The sequence below is a fragment of the Amycolatopsis sp. CA-128772 genome (assembly GCF_002904295.1).
Lineage (GTDB): Bacteria > Actinomycetota > Actinomycetes > Mycobacteriales > Pseudonocardiaceae > Amycolatopsis.
This window is the reverse complement of sequence record NZ_PPHG01000069.1, coordinates 126,727-146,880: the sequence shown is the minus strand read 5'-3', so window position 1 is coordinate 146,880 and position 20,154 is coordinate 126,727. Positions and strand designations below refer to the sequence as shown.

Genomic DNA, 20,154 nt, shown 5'->3' with positions numbered 1-20,154 from the left:
GACGCGGTGTCGTGATCCGCGGGGCCGGCACGCGCCCCCGGAACCGCCTCCGACCTGTGACTTTGTGCGTGCGTTCACAAGTGGTCTACCGTAGGGCCATCGCCCCCGGGCGTCCGGCATCGAACCGGACTCCGAGACCGGGGTCAAGACACAGTTCGGTACGGCCGTGGCGATGGCCGCCGGGTGCACAGCGAGCAGGAGACGACGGCGTGGTGACACAGCGGGGGAGGCGCGACGCGGCGGACTCCCCGGGCCGGGCCCCGCGACGGCCCCGCCGGCCGGCCACGCCGGACGCCGACAACGCCCCGACCGCCGAGATGCCCGCGGTGACCGCCGGTGAGCCGGGCCGCAACGGGGATGCCCCCGAGGCTGTCCGGGCGAAGTCGATTCCCGAGGCCGCGGTCGCGCGGCTCGCCGTCTACCTCCGCGTGTTGTCCGGAATGTCCGAACAGGGCGCGACGACCGTTTCGAGCGAAGAACTGTCGCAGGCCGCTGGGGTCAATTCCGCGAAGCTGCGCAAAGACCTCTCCTACCTGGGCTCCTACGGCACCCGCGGCGTCGGCTACGAGGTGGGCGTGCTGGTCAGCCAGATCGAGCGCATCCTCGGCCTGACCCGGCAGCACAAGGTCGCCGTGGTCGGGATCGGCAACCTGGGCCACGCGCTGGCCAACTACGGCGGCTTCCCGGGGCGCGGGTTCCCGGTCGAGGCCCTGTTCGACCTGGACGCGGACCTGATCGGCGTGCCGGTCGGCGGGCTGCCGGTGTCGCACATGGACGACATCCCCCGGATCTGCGCCGAGCGGGGCATTTCGATCGGCGTGATCGCCACCCCGCCCACCGCCGCGCAATCGGTGTGTGACCGCCTGGTCGCGGGCGGTGTCCAGTGCATCCTCAACTTCGCCCCGGTCGTCCTGCAGGTTCCGCCTCACATTGAGGTCCGGAAAGTGGATTTGGCCGTGGAGCTGCAGATACTCTCGTTCCATGTGGCCCGCCGCGCGGACAGTGAAGCTCCAGCCGCCGGAAATCAGGGCAATTCCGGGTTACCCGGCACGGCGCTCCCGTCCGAAAACGGGAACGGCAGGCGGAACGGCAGGGGTCCGGACGGCGGACGGGAAATGGTGGTGCGCTCATGAGCGTTTTGGCGGTCGGTCTCTCGCACCGGAGTGCGGAGCTGAGCACGCTCGAGCGCGTCGCGATCCCCGCGCCCGAGATCGGCAAGGTCCTCGACGAGCTGCAGCAGGCCGAGCACGTCAGTGAGGTCATGCTCGTCTCGACCTGCAACCGGATCGAGGTCTACGCGGTCGTCGAGACCTTCCACGGCGGCCTCGACGACGTCACCCGCGTGCTGTCCCGCCAGGCCGGGATGGCCCCCGCCGAGCTCTACGACAGCCTGTACGTCCATTACGCCGGTGCCGCGGTCGAGCACCTGTTCTCGGTCACGTCGGGCCTGGACTCGATGGTCGTCGGCGAGACGCAGATCCTCGGCCAGATCCGCTCCTCCTACGCCACCGCCCGCGAGGCCGGCACGGTCGGCCGCACGCTGCACGAGCTGATCCAGACCACGCTGCGCGTCGGCAAGCGCGTGCACACCGAGACGGGGCTCGACCAGCTCGGCGCGTCGGTCGTGTCCGAGGCGCTCGCCGCGGCCGGGGACGTCACCGGCCGGCACGCCGTCATCGTCGGCGCCGGCTCGATGGGCGCGCTGAGCGCGTCGCAGCTGCGCAAGGCCGGGATCGGCGAGATCACCGTGGCCAACCGCACCGACGCCCGCGCCCGCCGGCTCGCCGCGAACGTCACCGAGCAGGGCGTGCCGGCCCGCGCGGTCCCGCTGTCCGGGGTCGCCGGCGCGGTGCGGGACGCCGACATCGTGATCTGCTGCACCGGCGCGCAGGACGCCGTCTTCACTCCGGAGCACGTGCTGCCCCGAGGCGGCCGCGCGCTGGTCGTCTGCGACCTGGGCCTGCCCCGGGACGTCGACCCGGCGGTCGGGGGGCTGGCGGACGTCCGGGTCGTCGACCTGGCCACCATCCAGCGCCGGATGCGCGAAGCCGGCACGCCGACCACCGAGCGCCAGACCGCCAAGGCCACCGGGATCGTCCTCGACGAGGTGCGCGACTACCTCGCCGGGCAGCGCAGCGCCGAGGTGACGCCGACGGTGACCGCGCTACGCCGCCGCGCGGCCGAGGTCGTCGACGCCGAGCTGCTGCGGCTGGACAACCGCCTGCCCGACCTGGACGGCGCCGTCCGCGAGGAGGTCGGCCGCACGGTCCGCCGGGTGGTCGACAAGCTGCTGCACGCGCCGACGGTGCGCGTCAAGCAGCTGGCCGCCGAGACGGCCGAGACCGACTACGCGAACGCGTTGCGCGAACTGTTCTGCCTCGACCCGCAGGCGCCCGCCGCGGTGGCGAGCCCGAAGCCCCCCTCAGAGAAGAAGTAGTGGTGACCAGAGTCATTCGCATGGGCACGCGCGGTTCGAAGCTCGCGCTCACCCAGACCGGGACCGTCGCCGACGCCCTGCGCGCCACCGGCGTCGAGGTCGAGATCGTCAAGGTGACCACGCCCGGCGACAAGTCCCTGGCGCCGATCGCGACGATCGGCGTCGGCGTGTTCACCTCCGCGCTGCGCGAAGCCTTGCTACGCAACGAGGTCGACGTCATCGTCCACTCCTACAAGGACCTGCCGACGGCGCCGGAACCCGGCATCACGCTGGCCGCCGTGCCGCTGCGCGAGGACCCGCGGGACGCGTTGATCGCGCGTGACGGGCTCACGCTGGGTGAGCTGCCGCCGGGTTCGACGGTGGGCACGGGGGCCGCGCGGCGCACCGCGCAGCTGCGCGCACTGGGTCTCGGTTTGGAAATCGTGCCGATCCGCGGCAATATCGACACCCGCATGCGCAAGGTGACCGACGGCGAGCTCGATGCCGTGGTGCTCGCGCGTGCCGGACTGGCCAGGGTCGGACTGGTCGAGGCGATCACCGAGACCCTCGACCCGATCCAGATGCTGCCGGCGCCCGCCCAGGGCGCGCTGGCGGTGGAGTGCCGGACCGCCGACGTGGACCTCGAGCAGCTGCTCCGGTCCACTTTGGACGACGAGGGCACGCGGGCCGCGGTGACGGCCGAGCGGGCCCTGCTGGCCGCGCTCGAGGCGGGGTGCAGCGCGCCGGTGGGTGCGCTCGCCGAGATCGTCGAAGATCTCGACGCCGACGGCAAGGTCGTGGAACGGATCTCGCTGCGCGGCACCGCCGCTGCGGAGGGCGAAAACGGTGCGGTGGACATGGTCCGGGCCTCCGCGCTGGCCGACAAGGACCAGGCCGCCCAGCTGGGCAAGGACCTGGCCGCCGAGCTGCTGGACCTGGGAGCCGGAGCCTTCTCCGGCCCTGCCCGATAGCGCTCTCGCGAGCGCTTTCGAAGCTGTAGCTCTGAAAAGAGTGCTTCGAAAAGACATTCATAGGAGACCTGCGGCCATGCGATCCGGCACGGCCGCCGCAAGAGGAGAAACGCACAGATGACCCCCGCGCGAAAGACCACCGGGCGCGTAGCGTTCGTGGGCTCCGGCCCCGGCGACGCCGGCCTGCTCACGGTCCGTGCCCAGGAGCTGCTGACCAAGGCCGAGGTCGTGGTGACCGACCCCGACGTGCCGCAGGCCGTGCTGGCCATGGCCGCCGAGGGCGCCGAGGTCCGGCCCGCCGTCGGCGAGGCCGCCGAGGTCGCCAAGGACCTGACCACCGAGGCCAAGGCCGGCCGGCTGGTGCTGCGCCTGGTCGCGGGCGACCCGCTGACCACCCCGGCCGTGGTGGCCGAGGTCCAGGCGGTCGCGCGCACGAGCGCCGTGTTCGACGTCATCCCGGGTGTCTCCCCGGCCGCGGCCGTCCCGGCGTACGCGGGCGTCGCGCTGGGCGGCACGCACACCGAGGTCGACGTCCGCGGCGACGTCGACTGGGCGGCCCTGGCCGCCGCGCCCGGCCCGCTGGTGCTGCACGCGTCGTCGGCGCACCTGGCCGAGGCCGCGTCGGCGCTGACCGGCAACGGCGTCCCGGCGTCGACCCCGGTCGCGGTGACCGCGAACGGCACGATCAACACCCAGCGCACCCTCGACACCACGCTCGAGAAGCTGGCCAACGACGCCGGCGAGCTCGTCGGGCCGCTGATCGTCACGATCGGCCAGGCCGCCGGGCACCGCTCGAAGCTGTCGTGGTGGGAGTCGCGCGCGCTGTACGGCTGGAAGGTCCTGGTGCCGCGCACCAAGGAGCAGGCCGGCGAGATGGCCGAGCGCCTGCGCGGCCACGGCGCGACGTCGCACGAGGTGCCGACCATCTCGGTCGAGCCGCCCCGCAGCCCGGCGCAGATGGAGCGCTCGGTCAAGGGCCTGGTCGACGGCCGCTACCAGTGGATCGTGTTCACCTCGACCAACGCGGTCCGCGCGGTGTGGGAGAAGTTCGAGGAGTTCGGGCTCGACGCTCGCGCGTTCTCCGGCGTGAAGATCGCCTGTGTGGGTGAATCGACCGCGGCGAAGGTGCGCTCGTTCGGCATCATCCCGGAGCTGGTCCCGTCGGGCGAGCAGTCGTCGGAAGGCCTGCTGGCCGAGTTCCCGCCGTACGACGACGTGCTGGACCCGGTCGACCGCGTGCTGCTGCCGCGGGCGGACATCGCCACCGAGACGCTGTCGGCCGGCCTGCGCGAGCGCGGCTGGGAGATCGACGACGTGACGGCGTACCGGACGGTCCGGGCGGCGCCGCCGCCCGCCGAGACCCGCGAGATGATCAAGACCGGCGGCTTCGACGCGGTCTGCTTCACCTCGTCCTCGACCGTGCGGAACCTGGTCGGCATCGCCGGCAAGCCGCACACCCGCACGCTGGTCGCGTGCATCGGCCCGAAGACGGCCGAAACGGCGGTGGAGTTCGGCCTCCGGGTCGACGTCCAGCCGGAGAAGGCGGACGTCCCGCACCTGGTGGACGCCCTGGCCGAGCACGCCGCCCGGCTGCGCGCGGAGGGTGCGCTGCCGCCGCCGCGCAAGGCGAAGCGGGCTCGCCGCTCCTGAGTCCCAAGCGCCTCAATGTGGCGTTCGGTGCGTTGGATGCACCGAACGCCACGTTGGGTGCGTTGGATGCACCGAACGCCACATTGGGTGCGTTGGACGCACCCAACGCCACATTGGGGGGCTTTGGGGCCGCAGGTGGGGCAGGCCGCTTGGCGGTCGCCAATGCCGTGAGCACCCTTGCGGAACCCCGGCGATCAGCGCCGGAGTAACTTGGTAAGGGTGTTCCCCGAGCATCGTCCCCGCAGGCTTCGCACCACCCCGGCCATGCGCAGGCTGGTGGGCGAAACGACGCTGCGGCCACGCCAGCTGATCCTCCCCATGTTCGTCGCCGAAGGCATCGACGTGCCGCGGCCGATCTCGAGCATGCCCGGCGTCGTGCAGCACACCCGTGACACGCTGCGGAAGGCCGCCGTCGATGCGGTCAACGCCGGCGTCGGCGGGCTGATGCTGTTCGGCATCCCCAAAACCCGGGACGCCGAGGGGTCCGGCGCGGTCGACGAGAAGGGCATCCTCAACGTCGCCCTGCGCGACCTGCGCCACGAGCTCGGTGACGCCACCGTGCTGATGGCCGACACGTGCCTCGACGAGTTCACCGACCACGGCCACTGCGGCGTCCTCGACGCCGACGGCGCGGTCGACAACGACGCCACCCTGCGGATCTACGCGCAGATGGCGATCGCGCAGGTCGAAGCCGGGGCGCACGTGCTCGGGCCGTCCGGGATGATGGACGGCCAGATCGGCGTCATCCGCCGGGCGCTCGACGAGGTCGGGCACAAGGACGCGGCGATCCTCGCGTACGCCGCGAAGTACGCCAGCGCGTTCTACGGCCCCTTCCGCGAGGCCGTCGACTCGCAGCTCAAGGGCGACCGCAAGACCTACCAGCAGGACCCGGGCAACGCCCGCGAGGCGCTGCGCGAGATCGAGCTGGACCTCGCCGAGGGCGCGGACATGGTGATGGTCAAGCCCGCGCTGTCCTACCTCGACGTCATCAAGGCCGCGGCGGACATCTCGCCGGTGCCGGTGGCGGCGTACAACATCTCGGGCGAGTACGCGATGGTCGAAGCCGCCGCGGCGAACGGCTGGCTGGACCGCGAGCGGACCATCCTCGAGGTGCTCACGTCGATCCGCCGCGCGGGCGCCGACATGATCCTCACCTACTGGGCCGCCGAAGCCGCTGCCTGGCTGGATTGACCCGTTAGAGTCCTCGCGTGGAAGACAACGAAGACCTCACCGGTCTGACCGACGACGAACGGCGCAAGCTCGGCCGGTCACCCGATCCGGTCCTGCCCGGGGCGAAGGCCGCAAAGGCCAAGCCGCCGCGTCCGGTGACGGTGTCGTTCTGGCTGTGGCTGGCCGGCGGGGTGCTGCTGATCCTCGGGTACGTCCAGCTGATGGCGGGCAAGTCCGCGGTCATCGACCGGTACGTCAAGGGCACCACCAACCCGAAGATCTCGCCGCAGATGATCGCCGACGGCGTCACCGCGATGCTGTGGTACCTGCTGGTCGGGTCGGCCGTGTTCACCCTGCTGTTCCTGCTCTTCGCGTACAAGGCCCGCGAAGGCACCCGCTCGGCCCGGACGGTGCTCACCGTCCTGCCGATCGTGATGGTGCTGCTGATCTTCACGTTCGCGCCGGTGCTGACCTACCTGACGCTGGTCGCGGTGCTGCTGTTCGTCATCGCGCTGGTGCTGCTGTACCTGCCGTCGGTGGCGGGCTACTTCCCCAAGGTCGGCAAGAAGCTGTGAGGCTCTACGCCGAGTCCGGCGTGAGCTGGGCGGCGATCGGCTGGGGCCCGGTGTTCGCCCTGGTGGGCGCGCTCGCGGAACTCGTCACGGGCGGCCCGGTGCACGTCGTGGGCTGGCTGCTGGTCGGGCTCGGGCTGTGCGTGATCACGATGCCGTGGGTGTACGCGCGGCGCCGGTTCCTCTCGCTGGAGGTGACGACCGAACAGCTGCGCCAGGGCCGCGAGAAGCTCCCGGCGGCGGAGATCGCGTCGGTGACGGACGTCGGAACGCCGGTGGGCGCGCGGGTCCTCGGCGGCGGCTGGTCGGTGCCGCGCAAGTACGACTCGCTGCCGGTGCAGCTGGCCGACGGCACGGTCGTGCTGGCGTGGGCGAGGGACGTCGAGGCCCTGCAGGACGCGCTGGACCGGCTCGTCCGGGCGACGCCGCGTGAGGCATGAGAAAATCGGTGGCGTGATCGACCTTCCGCAGCCCACCGGGGCCGAGCTCTGGCCGCCGGAAGAACCCGGCTCGCGCGCGCGGCTGCACAAGCCGTGGCGGACGCTGGTTGCCGTCGTGGAGGTTCTGCTCGCCGTGCTGGCCGGGTGGGGCGCCTACGCCTGCTGGCACAGCAGCGTCGCCACCGTTGTCACGCGGACCGATGACGGGGCCGTGCTCGAGTCGCACCGGTACTTCGGCGGGCTGCTCGCCGCCGCCATCGGGCTCGGGACCGTGGCCGCGTTGCTGCTGGTCGACGCGGTGCGTCAGCTGTCGCTCGCGATCCGTGCGCGGGGCCGCAAGGCCAAGGGCTGATACACAGCCGGCGCACAGGTAACCAACAGTCAATTGCTAACGAGCGGCACCAAAGTTGCCGCATGACGCGCGTGCGTGCCTCGAAGGCATGGGTGATCAACGGTGCTCTGGTCGTACTGCTGGCCGGGGCGGGGTTCGGGATATACCAGGCGTTCAGCCCGGCACCGAGCTCGGCGCAGGCCCAGAGCCGCAGCACGCCGGTCCGCCGGGCGACGGTCACCGAGACCGTCTCCGCGGCCGGCACCCTCGCCAGCAGCTACACCGGCGCGGCCAGTTTCACGACCGCCGGCAAGGTCACCTCGATCGACGTGAAGGTCGGTGACGTCGTCAGCGCCGGGCAGAAGCTCGCCACCGTCGACAGCACCCAGGCGGCCAAACAGCTCCAGGTCGCGAAGGCGAACCTCGCCGTCGCGCAGGACAGCCTCGACACCGCCGAAACGGCCGAGAACACCCCGGCCACCGGGCAGAACGCCCAGAACAACGCGGCGAACAACGTCACCTCGGCGCAGGCGAAGCTCGACCAGGCCCAGCTCGACGTACAGACCGCGCAGCAGGCGCTCGACAACACCACGCTGTACGCGCCGGGTGCCGGCACGGTCACCGCGATCAACGGCACGGTCGGGCAGCAGTCCTCGAGCGGCTCGTCCGCCACCTCCCAGACGTCGAGCGGCAGCGGCCAGGGCGGCCAGGGCGCGGGGAATTCCGGAGCCGCTGCGGCCAGCAGCAGTAGCAGCTCCGGCAGCGGGTTCATCACCATCACGAACATGACCGGCCTGGTCGTCAACACCTCGGTCGCCGAGATCGACGTCAGCAAGGTCAAGACCGGCCAGAAGGCCACGGTGACGCTGAACGCGCTGCCGGACAAGCCGGTCCAGGCCACCGTGTCGAGCATCAACCTGACCCCGACCACGAGCGGCAGCGTCGTCTCCTACGGCGCACAGCTGGCGCTGACCAGCCCGCCGGACGGGCTGCGGCCCGGCCAGTCGGCGAGCGTCGTGATCACGGTCGCCGAGGCGGACAACGCGCTGAGCGTGCCGGCCGCGGCGGTGCAGAGCGCGGGCGGCACCAACCTCGTCACCGTGCAGGAGAACGGCCGGAACGTCACGCGCCAGGTGCAGGTCGGCCTGCGCGGCGAGTCGACGGTCCAGATCACCTCCGGGCTCACCGAGGGCGAGAACGTCGTGCTCACCGGGACGGCCACGACCGGCACCACCGGCGGGACCGGCCGCACGGGCGGCACCGGCGGGTTCCCTGGCGGGGGCACCGGCGGGTTCCCGGGCGGCGGCCAGCGCGGCACGGGCACCGGCACCGGCGGCGGCTTCGGCGGGCGCGGATGAACCCGGTGATCGCGGTCTCCGGGCTGCGCAAGACCTACGGCGCCGGCGAGACGGCGGTGCACGCGCTGCGCGGCGTCGACCTCGCCGTGTGGCCCGGCGAGTACGTGGCGATCATGGGTGCGTCCGGCTCGGGGAAGTCGACGCTGCTGAACATGCTCGGCTGCCTGGACGTGCCGACGTCCGGCCAGTACCTGCTGGACGGGTTCGGGGTCGCGAAGCTGAACGAACGGCAGCTGGCGTTGCTGCGCAACCGGAAGATCGGCTTCATCTTCCAGTCGTTCAACCTGGTGCCCCGGACGTCCGCCTTGTCCAATGTGGAGCTTCCACTGGTCTATAGTGGACTTAGGCGGTCGGAGCGGCGGCGGCGCGCGCTCGCGGCCCTGGAGATGGTGGGGCTGTCCGACCGGGCCAAGCACCTGCCCAGCGAGCTGTCCGGCGGCCAGATCCAGCGCGTCGCGGTGGCGCGGGCGCTGGTCACCGGGCCGGCGATGCTGCTGGCCGACGAACCGACCGGCAACCTCGACCGCCGTAGCACCGAGGACGTCCTCGGCGTGTTCGACCGGCTCAACGCCCTCGGCCGCACCATCGTCGTCATCACGCACGAGGACGAGGTCGCCCAGCACGCGCACCGCGTGGTGCGGGTGGACGACGGCCTGATCGTCTCGGACGAAGTGACACGCGCGGTGGGGGCGGTCTCGTGAACCTCCTCGAAATCCTGCGCTTCGCCGTCCGCGGCCTGACGGCGAACAAGCTGCGCTCGGCGCTCACCACGCTCGGCATCACCATCGGCGTCGCCGCGGTGATCCTGCTGGTCGCGGTGGGCAACGGCGCGTCGGCGGCCATCGCGGCCAGCATCCAGGGCCTCGGCACCAACGTCGTCAACGTCTCCCCGGCGCGCGGCGGCGGGCAGGGCGCGTCGGCGCGGCCGCTGACCGTCCAGGACGCGCACGCGCTCGTCGACCCCGTCGGCGCCCCGGACGTCAAGGCCGCGTCGCCGGTGGTCAACACGACGGCGACCGCGACCTACGGGCAGACGTCGTACGACATCTCCAGCGTCGCCGGCACCGAACCGGCGTACTTCACCACGACCAACCGCGAACTCGCCCAGGGGCAGCTGTTCACCAGCGAGGACGTCACGGCCGCGCGGAAGGTCGTCGTGCTCGGCCCGACGACCGCGGAGTCGATCTTCGGCACCGCCGACCCGGTGGGCAGGAACGTGCTGCTCAACAGCATCCAGTTCACCGTGATCGGGGTGCTCCAGGCCAAGGGCAGCACCGGCCTGCAGAACGCCGACGACGTCGCCATCGCGCCGATTTCGGCCGTGCAGAACTCGCTGGCCGGGTACGGCAACCTCAGCCAGATCGCCGTCCAGGCCACCAGCGCCGACTCCGTCTCGCTGGCCCAGTCCGAGATCACCGCGATCCTCAACGCCCGCCACGGCATCCGGCTCGGCGGCACCCCGGACTACCAGATCCAGAACTCCGAGCAGCTGCTCGCGACCCGCACGTCGGCGACCGAGACGTTCACCGTGCTGCTGGGCGCGGTCGCGGCCATCTCCCTGCTGGTCGGCGGGATCGGCGTCACGAACATCATGCTGGTCACGGTGACCGAGCGGATCCGCGAAATCGGCATCCGCAAGGCCATCGGCGCCCCGCGCTCGGCCATCCTCGGCCAGTTCCTCGCCGAGGCGACCATGCTCAGCCTGTTCGGCGGGCTGCTCGGCGTCGCGATCGGGGTGATCGGCAGCCGGTTCACCATCTCCGGGATCAAACCCGTCGTGGTGCCGTCCTCGATCCTGCTCGCCTTCGCGGTATCCGCCCTGATCGGGTTGTTCTTCGGCAGCTTCCCGGCGAACCGGGCCGCCAAGCTGAGGCCCATCGACGCCCTGCGTCACGAATAAGGAGTCCTGATGTCTTCGTCCACCGAACCGGCACTTTCACGTGAAAGTGCCGCCGCGGAGGAGATCGTGGCCAGCCCGGCTGTCGATGGCGACCTGAATGCCGAGATGCGCCGGGCCGCGAAGCCGTTTTCGCGCACCACGGTGGTGCTCGCCGGGCTCGTCGTGCTCGCGATCGCGTTCGGCGGTGGTGCCTGGACGCACGCGGCGTTCGGCTCCGCCACCTCGACGCCCACGCGTCCGGCGGGCGGGAACCAAGGTGGCCAGCAGGCGGGCGCCGGGCAGCAGGGCGGCGGGTTCCGCGGCGGCCGCGGCACCACCGGCACGGTCGACCGCGTCGAGGGCACCACCGTCTACGTGAAGACCGCGCAGGGCACCGACGTCAAGGTGTCCACATCGGACTCGACTACGGTCGGGGTCACCCAGCCGGGCAAGCTGGCCGACCTCAAGCCGGGGGCGGCCGTGGTCGTCCAGGGCCAGGCCGGCGAAGACGGCACGGTGACCGCGCAGGCCATCACGCAGCAGGCCGCGCGCTAGTTGAGCACCACGATCGCGGTGTTGAGGGCCGTCGCGTACAGGATCCAGCCCAGGTAGGGCACCAGGAGCGCGGCGGCGGCCTTCGACCGGCGGCCGAAGAGGACGATCGTCACGACCACGGTGACGTCCAGCAGCACGATGTCGGCCAGCGCGAGCCCGGCCGCGCCGCCCTCGAAGAACAGCGGCGTCCAGAGCAGGTTGAACAGCAGGCCGACGCCGTAGGCGGCGAACCCGCGGGTCTCGCCGTCGGTCCGCCAGTACAGCCACCCGGCCACCGCGATCATGACGTACAACACGGTCCACACCGGACCGAACAGCGACGCGGGCGGCGCCCACGGCGGCTGCTCCAGCCGCGCGTAGACGTCCTTCGCCGACGCCGCGGCCAGGCCGGCGACCACGGCCACCACGGCGACGACGCCCAGGAACCCGGCCAGCATGAGCCACGGGTTGCGGTGCGGCACGCGTTCGGTCACCGGCTGTTCCCCTCCCGGGCGGCGTCCGGCCATCCTAGGCGGGTTTGGGACACTGGAGGGGTGAGCACTGGAACCGAGCAGTCCAAAGCATGGTTCGACCGCGCGAAGACGGCCATCCCGGGCGGGGTGAACTCGCCGGTCCGGGCGTTCAACTCGGTCGGCGGCACCCCGCGGTTCATGGTCCGCGGCGAGGGCCCGCACCTGTGGGACGCCGACGGCAACCGCTACGTCGACCTGGTGTCGTCCTGGGGTCCGATGATCCTGGGCCACGCGCACCCGGCGGTCGTCGAGGCGGCGCGCGCGGCGGCGACGTCCGGGCTCTCGTTCGGCACGCCGACGATCGGCGAGGTCGAGCTGGCCGAGGAGATCATCGGCCGGGTCGGGCCGGTCGAGCGGGTGCGCCTGGTCAACTCGGGCACCGAAGCCACGATGAGCGCGATCCGGCTGGCCCGGGGGTTCACCGGCCGGACGAAGATCGTGAAGTTCGCCGGGTGTTACCACGGTCACGTCGACGCGCTGCTCGCCCAGGCCGGCTCCGGCGTCGCGACGCTCGGGCTGCCGACGTCGCCGGGTGTCACCGGCGCCCAGGCCGCGGACACGCTGGTGCTGCCCTACAACGACCTCGACGCGGTCCGCCAGTCCTTTGTGGACAATCCGGGCGAGATCGCCGCGGTGATCACCGAGGCGGCGGCCGGCAACATGGGCGCGGTCGCCCCGGCCGACGGCTTCAACGCGGGCCTGCGTGAGCTCGCCCACGAGCACGGCGCGCTGCTGATCATGGACGAGGTGATGACCGGCTTCCGCGTCTCGCACGCGGGCTGGTTCGGCCTCGAAGGCGTGGCCGGCGACCTCTACACGTTCGGCAAGGTGATGTCCGGCGGCCTGCCGGCGGCGGCCTTCGGCGGCCGCGCCGACGTGATGGCCAAGCTCGCCCCGGGCGGGCCGGTCTACCAGGCCGGGACGCTCTCCGGGAACCCCGTCGCGGTGGCCACGGGCCTCGCGACGCTGCGCGCGGCCGACCACGCCGTGTACGCGGCGCTCGACGCCAACGCGAAGCGCCTCGGCAACCTCTTCCGCGCGGCTCTGGGCGAAGCGGGGGTTGCGCACAACGTCCAGTACGCGGGCAACCTGGTGAGCGTGTTCTTCGGGGAGACGCCGGTCCGCGACTACGCCGGCGCACAGGCGTCCGAGACGTGGCGCTTCCCGCCGTTCTTCCACGCGTTGCTCGACGGAGGCGTGTACGCGCCGCCGAGCGCGTACGAGGCTTGGTTCGTCAACGCGGCGATGGACGACGAAGCGTTCTCGGTGATCGAAGCGGCTTTGCCCGCGGCGGCGCGCGCGGCGGCTGGGGCCGTCCAGTGACCACCGTCGTCCACATGCTGCGTCACGGCGAAGTGCACAACCCGACGAAGATCCTCTACGGCCGCCTGCCCGGTTACCGGCTCTCGGAGCGCGGGCAGCGGCAGGCGCTGACCGTCGCGGAGGCCGTTGCCGGCCACGACCTGGTGCACGTCGTGGCGTCGCCGCTGCAGCGCGCGCAGGAGACGGCGGCCCCGATCGCCGCCGCCCACCGGCTCGACATCGCGACCGACGAGGGCCTGATCGAAGCGGGCAACCAGTTCGAGGGCCTGCACGTGGCGGTCGGCGACGGCGCGCTGCGGGAGCCCCGCCACTGGCCGAAGCTGGTCAACCCGTTCAAGCCGTCGTGGGGCGAGCCCTACATCGAGATCGCGCACCGGATGCTCGGCGCGGTCCACCGCGCCCGCGAGGCGGCGGAGGGGCACGAGGCGCTGTGCGTGTCGCACCAGCTGCCGATCTGGACGCTGCGGCGGTTCCTCGAGGGCAAGCGCCTGTGGCACGACCCGCGGCGCCGCCAGTGCTCACTGGCGTCGCTGACGTCCCTGGTGTTCGACGGCGACGAGCTGCGCGAGATCGTCTACAGCGAGCCGGCGGGCTCCACGGACCCGAAGGTGACCGGGGCATGAGGTCTTTCGGGGCGCTGCTCGCGGTGGTGGCGCTGGCGCTCGCGGGCTGCAGCGCGGGCAAGGACGCGGTGGTGCAGGGGAGCAGCTTCAGCTTCGTCTCCCCGGGCGGCAAGATCGACATCACGTACGACGCCGCGGACCGCCAGACGGCCCCGGTCCTGGCCGGCGAGGACCTGATGAACGAGGGCAAGCAGCTCTCGCTGGCGGACTTCCCGGGCCGGGTCGTGGTGCTCAACCTGTGGGGCCAGTGGTGCGGCCCGTGCCGCACGGAGGTCCCGGAGCTGGAGACGGTGGCCAAGCAGGGCACCCAGGTGGTGGGCATCGACGTCCGCGACCCGGCCCGCGAGGTGGCCCAGGACTTCGTCCGCGACCGGAAGCTGACGTACCCGTCGATCTACGACCCGGACGGCCGGGTCCTGCTCAAGCTGAGCGGCTACCCGCGGAACATCATCCCGTCGACGATCGTCCTGGACAAGCAGCACCGCGTGGCGGCGGTGTTCCTGCGGCCGGTGCTGGCCCAGGACCTGCTGCCGGTGGTCCAGCGGCTGGCCGCGGAAGGCTGAGTCCCGTCCGCATGGCGACCGAGGAAGTGCTGCAGGACGAACCGCACCGGCGGGTCGTCCGCGTCGGCGACACGGTCCGCCGTCCGGTGCACCCGTGGACACCCGCGGTCCACGCGCTGCTCCGGCACCTGGCGGACGTCGGCTTTCCCGCCGCGCCCCGGGTGCTGGGCATCGACGACGAAGGCCGCGAGGTGCTGAGCTACCTGCCGGGCGAGTCCGGCCCGGACGGCTGGGCGAAGGTGGTCGGCGACGCCGGCCTCACCGCGTTCGCGCGGCTCCTGCGGGACTACCACGACGCGGTGGCCGGCTTCCGGCCGGCCGCGGACCTCACCTGGTTCACCGGGACCGGGACCGGGACCGGAGAGGTGGTCTGCCACGGCGATTTCGGTCCGTGGAACGTCGTCTGGCAGGACGAGCGGCCGGTCGGGATCCTGGACTGGGACTACGCCCGGCCCGGCGCCCGGCTCCACGACGTCGCCTACGCGCTGGAGTACGTCGCACCCTTCCGGGACGACGCCGAATGCCTGCGCAGCCTCCGTTATCCGGCACCGCCCGACCGGCGTCGCCGCCTCGAGCTGTTCGCGGAGGCATACGGCCTCGCGTCCGCGGCGGGACTGGCCGACGCCGTGATCGACGTCCAGGAGGCCGGGACGGAGGAGGTCCGGCAGGCGGCGCGGCAGGGCCACCAGCCGCAGGTCCGGTGGGTGGCGGAGGGCTACCTCGACGAGCTGGCGGCCCGGTCCGCGTGGAGCCGGGCCCACCGGCAGCTGTTCGGAGACTGACCGGGACCAAGGTCCTGAACTGCTGTGACCGAGGTCCTGTGAACCGGCCCCGGCGTTCTCACCGGGACCTCACTGCCTACCCTCAACGGAGTGAACTCCGTGACCGAGCTGGCGATCTCCGGACCGCTGCTGCTCGCGGCCGGAGTTGCCCTGCTGGCCGGGGCGGTCTCCTTCGCCTCGCCGTGCGTCGTGCCGCTCGTGCCCGGGTACCTCGCCTACCTCGCCGCGCTCGTCGGGGCCGATGCTCCCGCCGTCAAAGCCGACGAAGAGCGCAAGCAAGGCCGGTGGGCCGTCGTCGGGGCCGCTCTGCTCTTCGTCCTCGGGTTCACCGTCGTCTTCGTCGCCACCCTCGGCACGCTCGTCTGGCTCGCCGACACGCTCGTGCTCAACCAGAACCTGCTGCAGCGCCTCGGCGGCGTGCTGACCATCGCCATGGCCCTGGTCTTCCTCGGCTGGATCCCCGGCCTGCAGCGCGAGGTCCGCTCGCACCACGTGCCGCGCGGCGGGATCTGGAGCGCTCCGCTGCTCGGTGCCATCTTCGGGCTCGGGTGGACGCCGTGCATCGGCCCCACCCTCTCCGCCGTCATGACGCTGGCCAGCGCCACCGGTGGTGCCGAGGCCCGCGGGTACCTGCTGATCGCCGTCTACTGCCTCGGGCTCGGCGTGCCGTTCCTGCTCATCGCGCTCGGCGCCCGCTGGGCCGTGCGGGCCACCGACTGGGTCCGCCGGCACGGCCGGCAGGTGCAGGTCTTCGGCGGCGTGCTGCTGCTGGCCGTCGGCGTCCTGCTGGTCACCGGCGTCTGGGGGGATCTGATGGGCTGGCTCCGCAACGAGCTCACGGGCAGCCTGGAGCTGCCGCTGTGACGACCACGGAAGCCCCGCCCAAGACTCCGCCGGGGCCCACACCCGCGAAGCGCTCGCTCGCCTTCCTGCGCAACACCTGGCGCGGCCTGACGTCGATGCGCACCGCGCTCGTCCTGCTGTTCCTGCTCGCGCTCGCCGCGCTGCCGGGGGCGCTCCTGCCGCAGCGGAAGCTCAACGCGCCCAAGGTCGGCGAATACATCGCCGCGCACGGCTGGTGGGGGACGCTGCTCGACAAGCTCGAGTTCTACGACGTCTACTCCAGCATCTGGTTCTCCGCCATCTACCTGCTGCTGATGGTCTCGCTCGTGGGCTGCCTGACCCCGCGCAGCTTCGAGTACGTCAAGGCGATGCGGGCCAAGCCCGTGCTGACCCCGCGCAACCTGGCCCGGATGCCGCACTACCGGCTCGGCCGGGGCAAGACCGAGGTCGCCCCCGAGGTCGCCGCCGTCCACAAGCAGCTCTCCGGGTGGCGCCGGGTCGAGCGCGAAGAGGCCGGCGGCGTCCGGACGATCTCCGCCGAGCGCGGCTTCCTGCGCGAGACCGGCAACCTGCTCTTCCACTTCAGCATGCTCGGCCTGATCGTCTTCTTCGCCCTCGGCAAGCTCTACAGCTACGAGGGCCAGGTCATCGTCCAGGCCGACGGCGACAGCTTCTGCAACGCCGGCATCTACAACTACGACTCCTTCAACGCCGGCCTGCGCGTCGACGGCACCGACCTCAACCCGTTCTGCGTGAAGGTCGACGACTTCACCGCGCGCTACACCGCGTCCGGCCAGCCCGACTACTACCACTCGAACATCCGGTACCAGTCCGGTGCGGACCTGGACACGAACACCTGGCGCCCGTACGGCCTCGAGGTCAACTCGCCGCTGCGCACCGCCGGCGACCGCGTCTACCTGCTCGGGCACGGCTACTCGCCGAAGTTCACCGTCACCTTCCCGGACGGCACCCAGCGCACCCAGAACACCCAGTGGCGCACCGTCGACCCGGGCACCATGCTCGCCGAGGGCGCGACCAAGTTCGACCAGCCCGGCATCACCGACGAGGTCCAGCGGCGGACCCGGCAGCTGGCCATCACCGGCCTGTTCGCTCCGACCGCGTTCCTGCACGGCAGCGTCCTGACGTCGTCGGCGCCCGAGGCGAACGACCCGGCCGTCGCCGTCGACGTCCTGCGCGGTGACCTCGGCCTCGACGCCGGGCGCGGCCAGTCCGTCTTCGAGGTCGACCAGTCGCTCGTGGACGACGGCCGGTTGAAGAAGGTCGCCCGGCAGAACCTGAAGGTCGGCGAGGAGCTCAAGCTCGACGACGGCACGAAGGTCCGCTTCGACGGCGTCGGCCAGTGGGTCTCGCTGCAGGTTTCCCACGACCCGACGCAGGGGTTCGTGCTCGGCTTCGCCATCGCGATGTTCGTCGGGCTCGGCGCGTCCCTGCTGGTCAAGCGGCGCCGGCTGTGGGTGCGGGTGAAACCGGGGACCGAAGACCAGCCGGGTACCGTGATCGAGGTCGCCGGGCTGGCGCGCACCGACCAGGCCGGGTACGGCGAAGAGTTCCACCGGGTCAGTGAACGCCTGATCAGTGGGCAGAAGGGTTGAGGCATGCCGATCGACGAGACGCTGTCGACCTACAGCGACTGGCTGTACACCACCGCCGCGGCAATCTACGTCGTCGCGCTGATGTTCTCCCTGATCGAGCAGGGCTTCGGCGCGAAGGGGCGGCTCGCCACCGAGCGCGCCAAGCTGCGGGCGCGCGAGCTCGTCGGCGCCGGCGGGCCGCCGGTCGAGGACGTTCCGGCCGGGCAGCGCGAGGTCGGCCGCCCGGAGCGGATCGGCCGGATGGGCGCGTCGCTGCTCGTGCTCGGCGCGCTGCTGCAGCTGACGGCGATCGTGCTGCGCGGGCTCGCCGTGCACCGCGCGCCGTGGGGCAACATGTACGAGTACGGCATGGCGGTCACCTTCATCGCGGTGGTCACCTGGATCGTCGTGCTGTGGAAGTTCCCGGTCCGGCACCTCACCGGCTTCCTGCTGCTGCCCGTCGTGATCCTGATGTTCATCAACGGCACGCTGCTGTACACGACGGCGGCGCCGGTGCAGCCCGCGCTGCAGTCGTACTGGCTGGTCATCCACGTCTCGGCGGCCATCATCGGCTCCGGCGTCTTCCTGGTGCCGGGCGTCGCGAGCGTGCTCTACCTGTTCCGCGCGGCCTACGAAAAAAGCACAGCGACGGACACGCTTGAAAACCATACTGTGAAGTTCGCCCGGTTCGCCTCGAAGCTGCCCGCGGCCGACGTCCTCGACCGGATCGCCTACCGGACGACAATCTTCGCCTTCCCGATCTTCACCTTCGGCGTGCTGTGCGGCGCGGTGTGGGCCGAGTCGGCGTGGGGCCGGTTCTGGGGCTGGGACCCCAAGGAGACCTGCGCGTTCATCGCCTGGGTCGTCTACGCGGCCTACCTGCACTCGCGGGCGACCGCGGGCTGGCGCGGCGCCCGGGCCGCGGTCATCAACATCGTCGGCTTCGCCGCGATGATCTTCAACCTGTTCTTCGTGAACCTCGTCTCGGTCGGCCTGCACTCCTACGCCGGGGTGGGCTGAGCGTCCCGCGCGTCCGCCGACTACCGTCGACACCGGGGGACTGAGGTGTAGGCGGAGTGCGCGGAGGTTTTCACCGGTGACCGGACCCAGCGAAGAATCGGCTCCTGGCCACCCCGAACAGGCCGCTGCCTCGCCGCAGCCGGGCCTGTTCGCCGACGACCGGACGGATTCGCACCCGCACCCCGAGACGTCGGGGGCCTTCGACGTGCAGCCGACGCAGGCCGTCGCGCCGCCGCCCAACCCGGCGGTGTCGGGCCCCCACCAGGTGCCCAACCCCGCGGTGTCGGGGCCGCACCAGGTGCCCTGCGGCTACGACCGGAACCTCCCGCCGCTGCAGCCGCAGTACGGCGACCCGGCGCAGCAGTACCAGGCCGGCGCCCAGTACCCGCCGCAGCCGCCGTCCGGGCTGCCGCAGCCCCAGGGCGGCCGGCACGCGGCGCCGCCGCAGCAGCCGGGGCACGGGCACGACCTGTCGACCGCGCACCTGGTCAAGCAGACCAAGCGGCCCCCGCAGTCCGGCTGGCGCAAGGCGGTCTACGTCGGCAGCGGGAAGCTGGTCAACCCGGGGGAGAGCCCCGCGGACACCCGGCGCCGCGAGCTGATCGCGCGCGTCAACCAGCCGCTGCGCGGGTGCTACAAGATCGCGATGCTGTCGCTGAAGGGCGGCGTCGGCAAGACCACGGTGACGACCACGCTGGGCTCGACGTTCGCGTCCCTGCGCGGTGACCGCGTCGTCGCCGTCGACGCCAACCCGGACCGCGGCACGCTGTCGCAGAAGATCCCGCTGGAGACCACCGCGACCGTCCGCCACCTGCTGCGTGACGCCGCCCGCATCACGCGCTACAGCGACGTCCGGTCGTACACGTCACAGGGCTCCAGCCGGCTGGAGATCCTGGCCAGCGAGCAGGACCCGGCCGTGTCGGAGGCGTTCTCCGAGGACGACTACCGGCGGACGGTCAACCTGCTGGAGCACTTCTACAACATCGTGCTCACCGACTGCGGGACCGGCCTGATGCACTCGGCGATGAAGGGCGTCCTGGACGTCGCGGACGCGCTGGTCGTGGTGTCCTCCGGCTCGGTCGACGGCGCCCGCAGCGCCTCGGCGACGCTGGACTGGCTCGAGGCCCACGGCTACGGCGAGCTGGTCAAGCGCTCGGTGGCGGTGATCAACTCGGTCCGGCCGAAGGGCGGCTCGGTCGACCTCGACAAGCTGTCGGCGCACTTCGGCGCGAAGGTCCGGGCGGTCTGCAAGGTGCCGTTCGACCCGCACCTGGAGGAAGGCGCGGAGATCGAGCTGGACCGCCTGTCCGGCGACACCCGCCTGGCCCTGCTGGACCTGGCGGCCACGGTCGCCGACGGCTTCGCGACCCCGCTCTCGCAGGGCTACCGCTGACCGAACTCACGTGATCAGAGCCGGAACTGGCGTGATCAGAGCCGGAACTGGCGTGATCAGAGCCGGAACTCGTGAGTTACGGCCCCAATCACGCGGATGACGGGCTGGATCACGCGAGTTCGGTGTCCGATCACGCGAGTTCCGGGTTCGGTGAAGGTAAA

The 20,154-nt window shown here is 71.8% G+C and carries 21 protein-coding genes; 20 read left to right on the top strand and 1 reads right to left on the bottom strand.

Going from position 1 to position 20,154, the window contains the following annotated elements:
• Positions 1–209: 209 nt before the first annotated feature.
• The 12 genes from C2L59_RS24675 (at position 210) to C2L59_RS24620 (ending at position 11,342) form a co-directional block, all read left to right on the top strand.
• The gene (locus C2L59_RS24675) at positions 210–1,133 is read left to right on the top strand and encodes a redox-sensing transcriptional repressor Rex (RefSeq protein ID WP_103351879.1); all 924 of its coding nucleotides are present in this window, start codon (positions 210–212) and stop codon (positions 1,131–1,133) included.
• The gene (locus tag C2L59_RS24670) at positions 1,130–2,437 is read left to right on the top strand and encodes a glutamyl-tRNA reductase (RefSeq protein ID WP_103351878.1); all 1,308 of its coding nucleotides are present in this window, start codon (positions 1,130–1,132) and stop codon (positions 2,435–2,437) included. Before C2L59_RS24675 ends, C2L59_RS24670 begins: the two co-directional genes overlap by 4 nt.
• Before the next feature lie 20 nt (positions 2,438–2,457).
• A complete protein-coding gene (gene hemC, locus C2L59_RS24665; protein WP_103351877.1) occupies positions 2,458–3,387 on the top strand; it encodes a hydroxymethylbilane synthase in 930 nt (309 codons plus the stop codon).
• Between the two features lie 117 nt (positions 3,388–3,504).
• Positions 3,505–5,037 (top strand): bifunctional uroporphyrinogen-III C-methyltransferase/uroporphyrinogen-III synthase, encoded by a 1,533-nt coding sequence (locus C2L59_RS24660; RefSeq protein WP_103351876.1) that lies wholly within the window; start codon positions 3,505–3,507, stop codon positions 5,035–5,037.
• A gap of 219 nt (positions 5,038–5,256) precedes the next feature.
• A complete protein-coding gene (gene hemB / locus C2L59_RS24655; protein WP_103351875.1) occupies positions 5,257–6,228 on the top strand; it encodes a porphobilinogen synthase in 972 nt (323 codons plus the stop codon).
• 17 nt (positions 6,229–6,245) lie between these two features.
• Positions 6,246–6,782: a hypothetical protein gene (locus C2L59_RS24650; RefSeq protein WP_103351874.1), complete on the top strand. Its 537-nt coding sequence runs from the start codon at positions 6,246–6,248 to the stop codon at positions 6,780–6,782.
• Entirely contained in the window at positions 6,779–7,219 is a 441-nt protein-coding gene (locus C2L59_RS24645) for a hypothetical protein (protein ID WP_103351873.1), read from the top strand. The genes C2L59_RS24650 and C2L59_RS24645 overlap by 4 nt, the downstream gene beginning before the upstream one ends.
• Before the next feature lie 13 nt (positions 7,220–7,232).
• On the top strand, positions 7,233–7,571 hold the full coding sequence (locus C2L59_RS24640; protein WP_103351872.1) for a hypothetical protein: 339 nt from the start codon (positions 7,233–7,235) through the stop codon (positions 7,569–7,571).
• Between the two features lie 62 nt (positions 7,572–7,633).
• The gene (locus C2L59_RS24635) at positions 7,634–8,908 is read left to right on the top strand and encodes an efflux RND transporter periplasmic adaptor subunit (RefSeq protein ID WP_103351871.1); all 1,275 of its coding nucleotides are present in this window, start codon (positions 7,634–7,636) and stop codon (positions 8,906–8,908) included.
• Positions 8,905–9,609: an ABC transporter ATP-binding protein gene (locus C2L59_RS24630; RefSeq protein ID WP_103351870.1), complete on the top strand. Its 705-nt coding sequence runs from the start codon at positions 8,905–8,907 to the stop codon at positions 9,607–9,609. The genes C2L59_RS24635 and C2L59_RS24630 overlap by 4 nt, the downstream gene beginning before the upstream one ends.
• Positions 9,606–10,808 carry an ABC transporter permease gene (locus tag C2L59_RS24625; protein ID WP_103351869.1) on the top strand — a complete coding sequence of 401 codons (1,203 nt, stop codon included), beginning with the start codon at positions 9,606–9,608 and terminating at the stop codon, positions 10,806–10,808. Before C2L59_RS24630 ends, C2L59_RS24625 begins: the two co-directional genes overlap by 4 nt.
• 9 nt (positions 10,809–10,817) lie before the next feature.
• Complete coding sequence (locus tag C2L59_RS24620) at positions 10,818–11,342, top strand: hypothetical protein (protein ID WP_103351868.1); 525 nt, start codon at positions 10,818–10,820, stop codon at positions 11,340–11,342.
• On the opposite strand, the gene C2L59_RS24615 is transcribed toward C2L59_RS24620, so the two are convergent.
• On the bottom strand, positions 11,339–11,815 hold the full coding sequence (locus tag C2L59_RS24615; protein ID WP_103351867.1) for a TspO/MBR family protein: 477 nt from the start codon (positions 11,813–11,815) through the stop codon (positions 11,339–11,341). The genes C2L59_RS24620 and C2L59_RS24615 overlap by 4 nt on opposite strands.
• 60 nt (positions 11,816–11,875) lie before the next feature.
• Here C2L59_RS24615 and hemL point away from each other — a divergent pair, with 60 nt between their 5' ends.
• The 8 genes from hemL to C2L59_RS24575 all read left to right on the top strand — a co-directional run bounded on the left by hemL (position 11,876) and on the right by C2L59_RS24575 (position 19,993).
• Positions 11,876–13,177, top strand: a complete 1,302-nt coding sequence (gene hemL, locus C2L59_RS24610) for a glutamate-1-semialdehyde 2,1-aminomutase (protein WP_103351866.1) — start codon at positions 11,876–11,878, stop codon at positions 13,175–13,177.
• Entirely contained in the window at positions 13,174–13,800 is a 627-nt protein-coding gene (locus C2L59_RS24605) for a histidine phosphatase family protein (RefSeq protein WP_103351865.1), read from the top strand. Before hemL ends, C2L59_RS24605 begins: the two co-directional genes overlap by 4 nt.
• Positions 13,797–14,363, top strand: coding sequence for a TlpA disulfide reductase family protein (locus C2L59_RS24600; protein WP_103351864.1), 567 nt, complete (start codon positions 13,797–13,799; stop codon positions 14,361–14,363). The genes C2L59_RS24605 and C2L59_RS24600 overlap by 4 nt, the downstream gene beginning before the upstream one ends.
• Positions 14,364–14,374: 11 nt before the next feature.
• The gene (locus C2L59_RS24595) at positions 14,375–15,145 is read left to right on the top strand and encodes an aminoglycoside phosphotransferase family protein (protein WP_103351863.1); all 771 of its coding nucleotides are present in this window, start codon (positions 14,375–14,377) and stop codon (positions 15,143–15,145) included.
• A 90-nt stretch (positions 15,146–15,235) separates the two neighbouring features.
• Positions 15,236–16,009 carry a cytochrome c biogenesis CcdA family protein gene (locus tag C2L59_RS24590; protein WP_103351862.1) on the top strand — a complete coding sequence of 258 codons (774 nt, stop codon included), beginning with the start codon at positions 15,236–15,238 and terminating at the stop codon, positions 16,007–16,009.
• A complete protein-coding gene (locus tag C2L59_RS24585) occupies positions 16,006–17,601 on the top strand; it encodes a cytochrome c biogenesis protein ResB (RefSeq protein ID WP_103351861.1) in 1,596 nt (531 codons plus the stop codon). The genes C2L59_RS24590 and C2L59_RS24585 overlap by 4 nt, the downstream gene beginning before the upstream one ends.
• Positions 17,602–17,604: 3 nt before the next feature.
• On the top strand, positions 17,605–18,600 hold the full coding sequence (ccsB, locus tag C2L59_RS24580) for a c-type cytochrome biogenesis protein CcsB (RefSeq protein ID WP_103351860.1): 996 nt from the start codon (positions 17,605–17,607) through the stop codon (positions 18,598–18,600).
• A gap of 76 nt (positions 18,601–18,676) precedes the next feature.
• Positions 18,677–19,993 (top strand): MinD/ParA family protein, encoded by a 1,317-nt coding sequence (locus C2L59_RS24575; protein WP_103351859.1) that lies wholly within the window; start codon positions 18,677–18,679, stop codon positions 19,991–19,993.
• Positions 19,994–20,154: the final 161 nt, after the last annotated feature.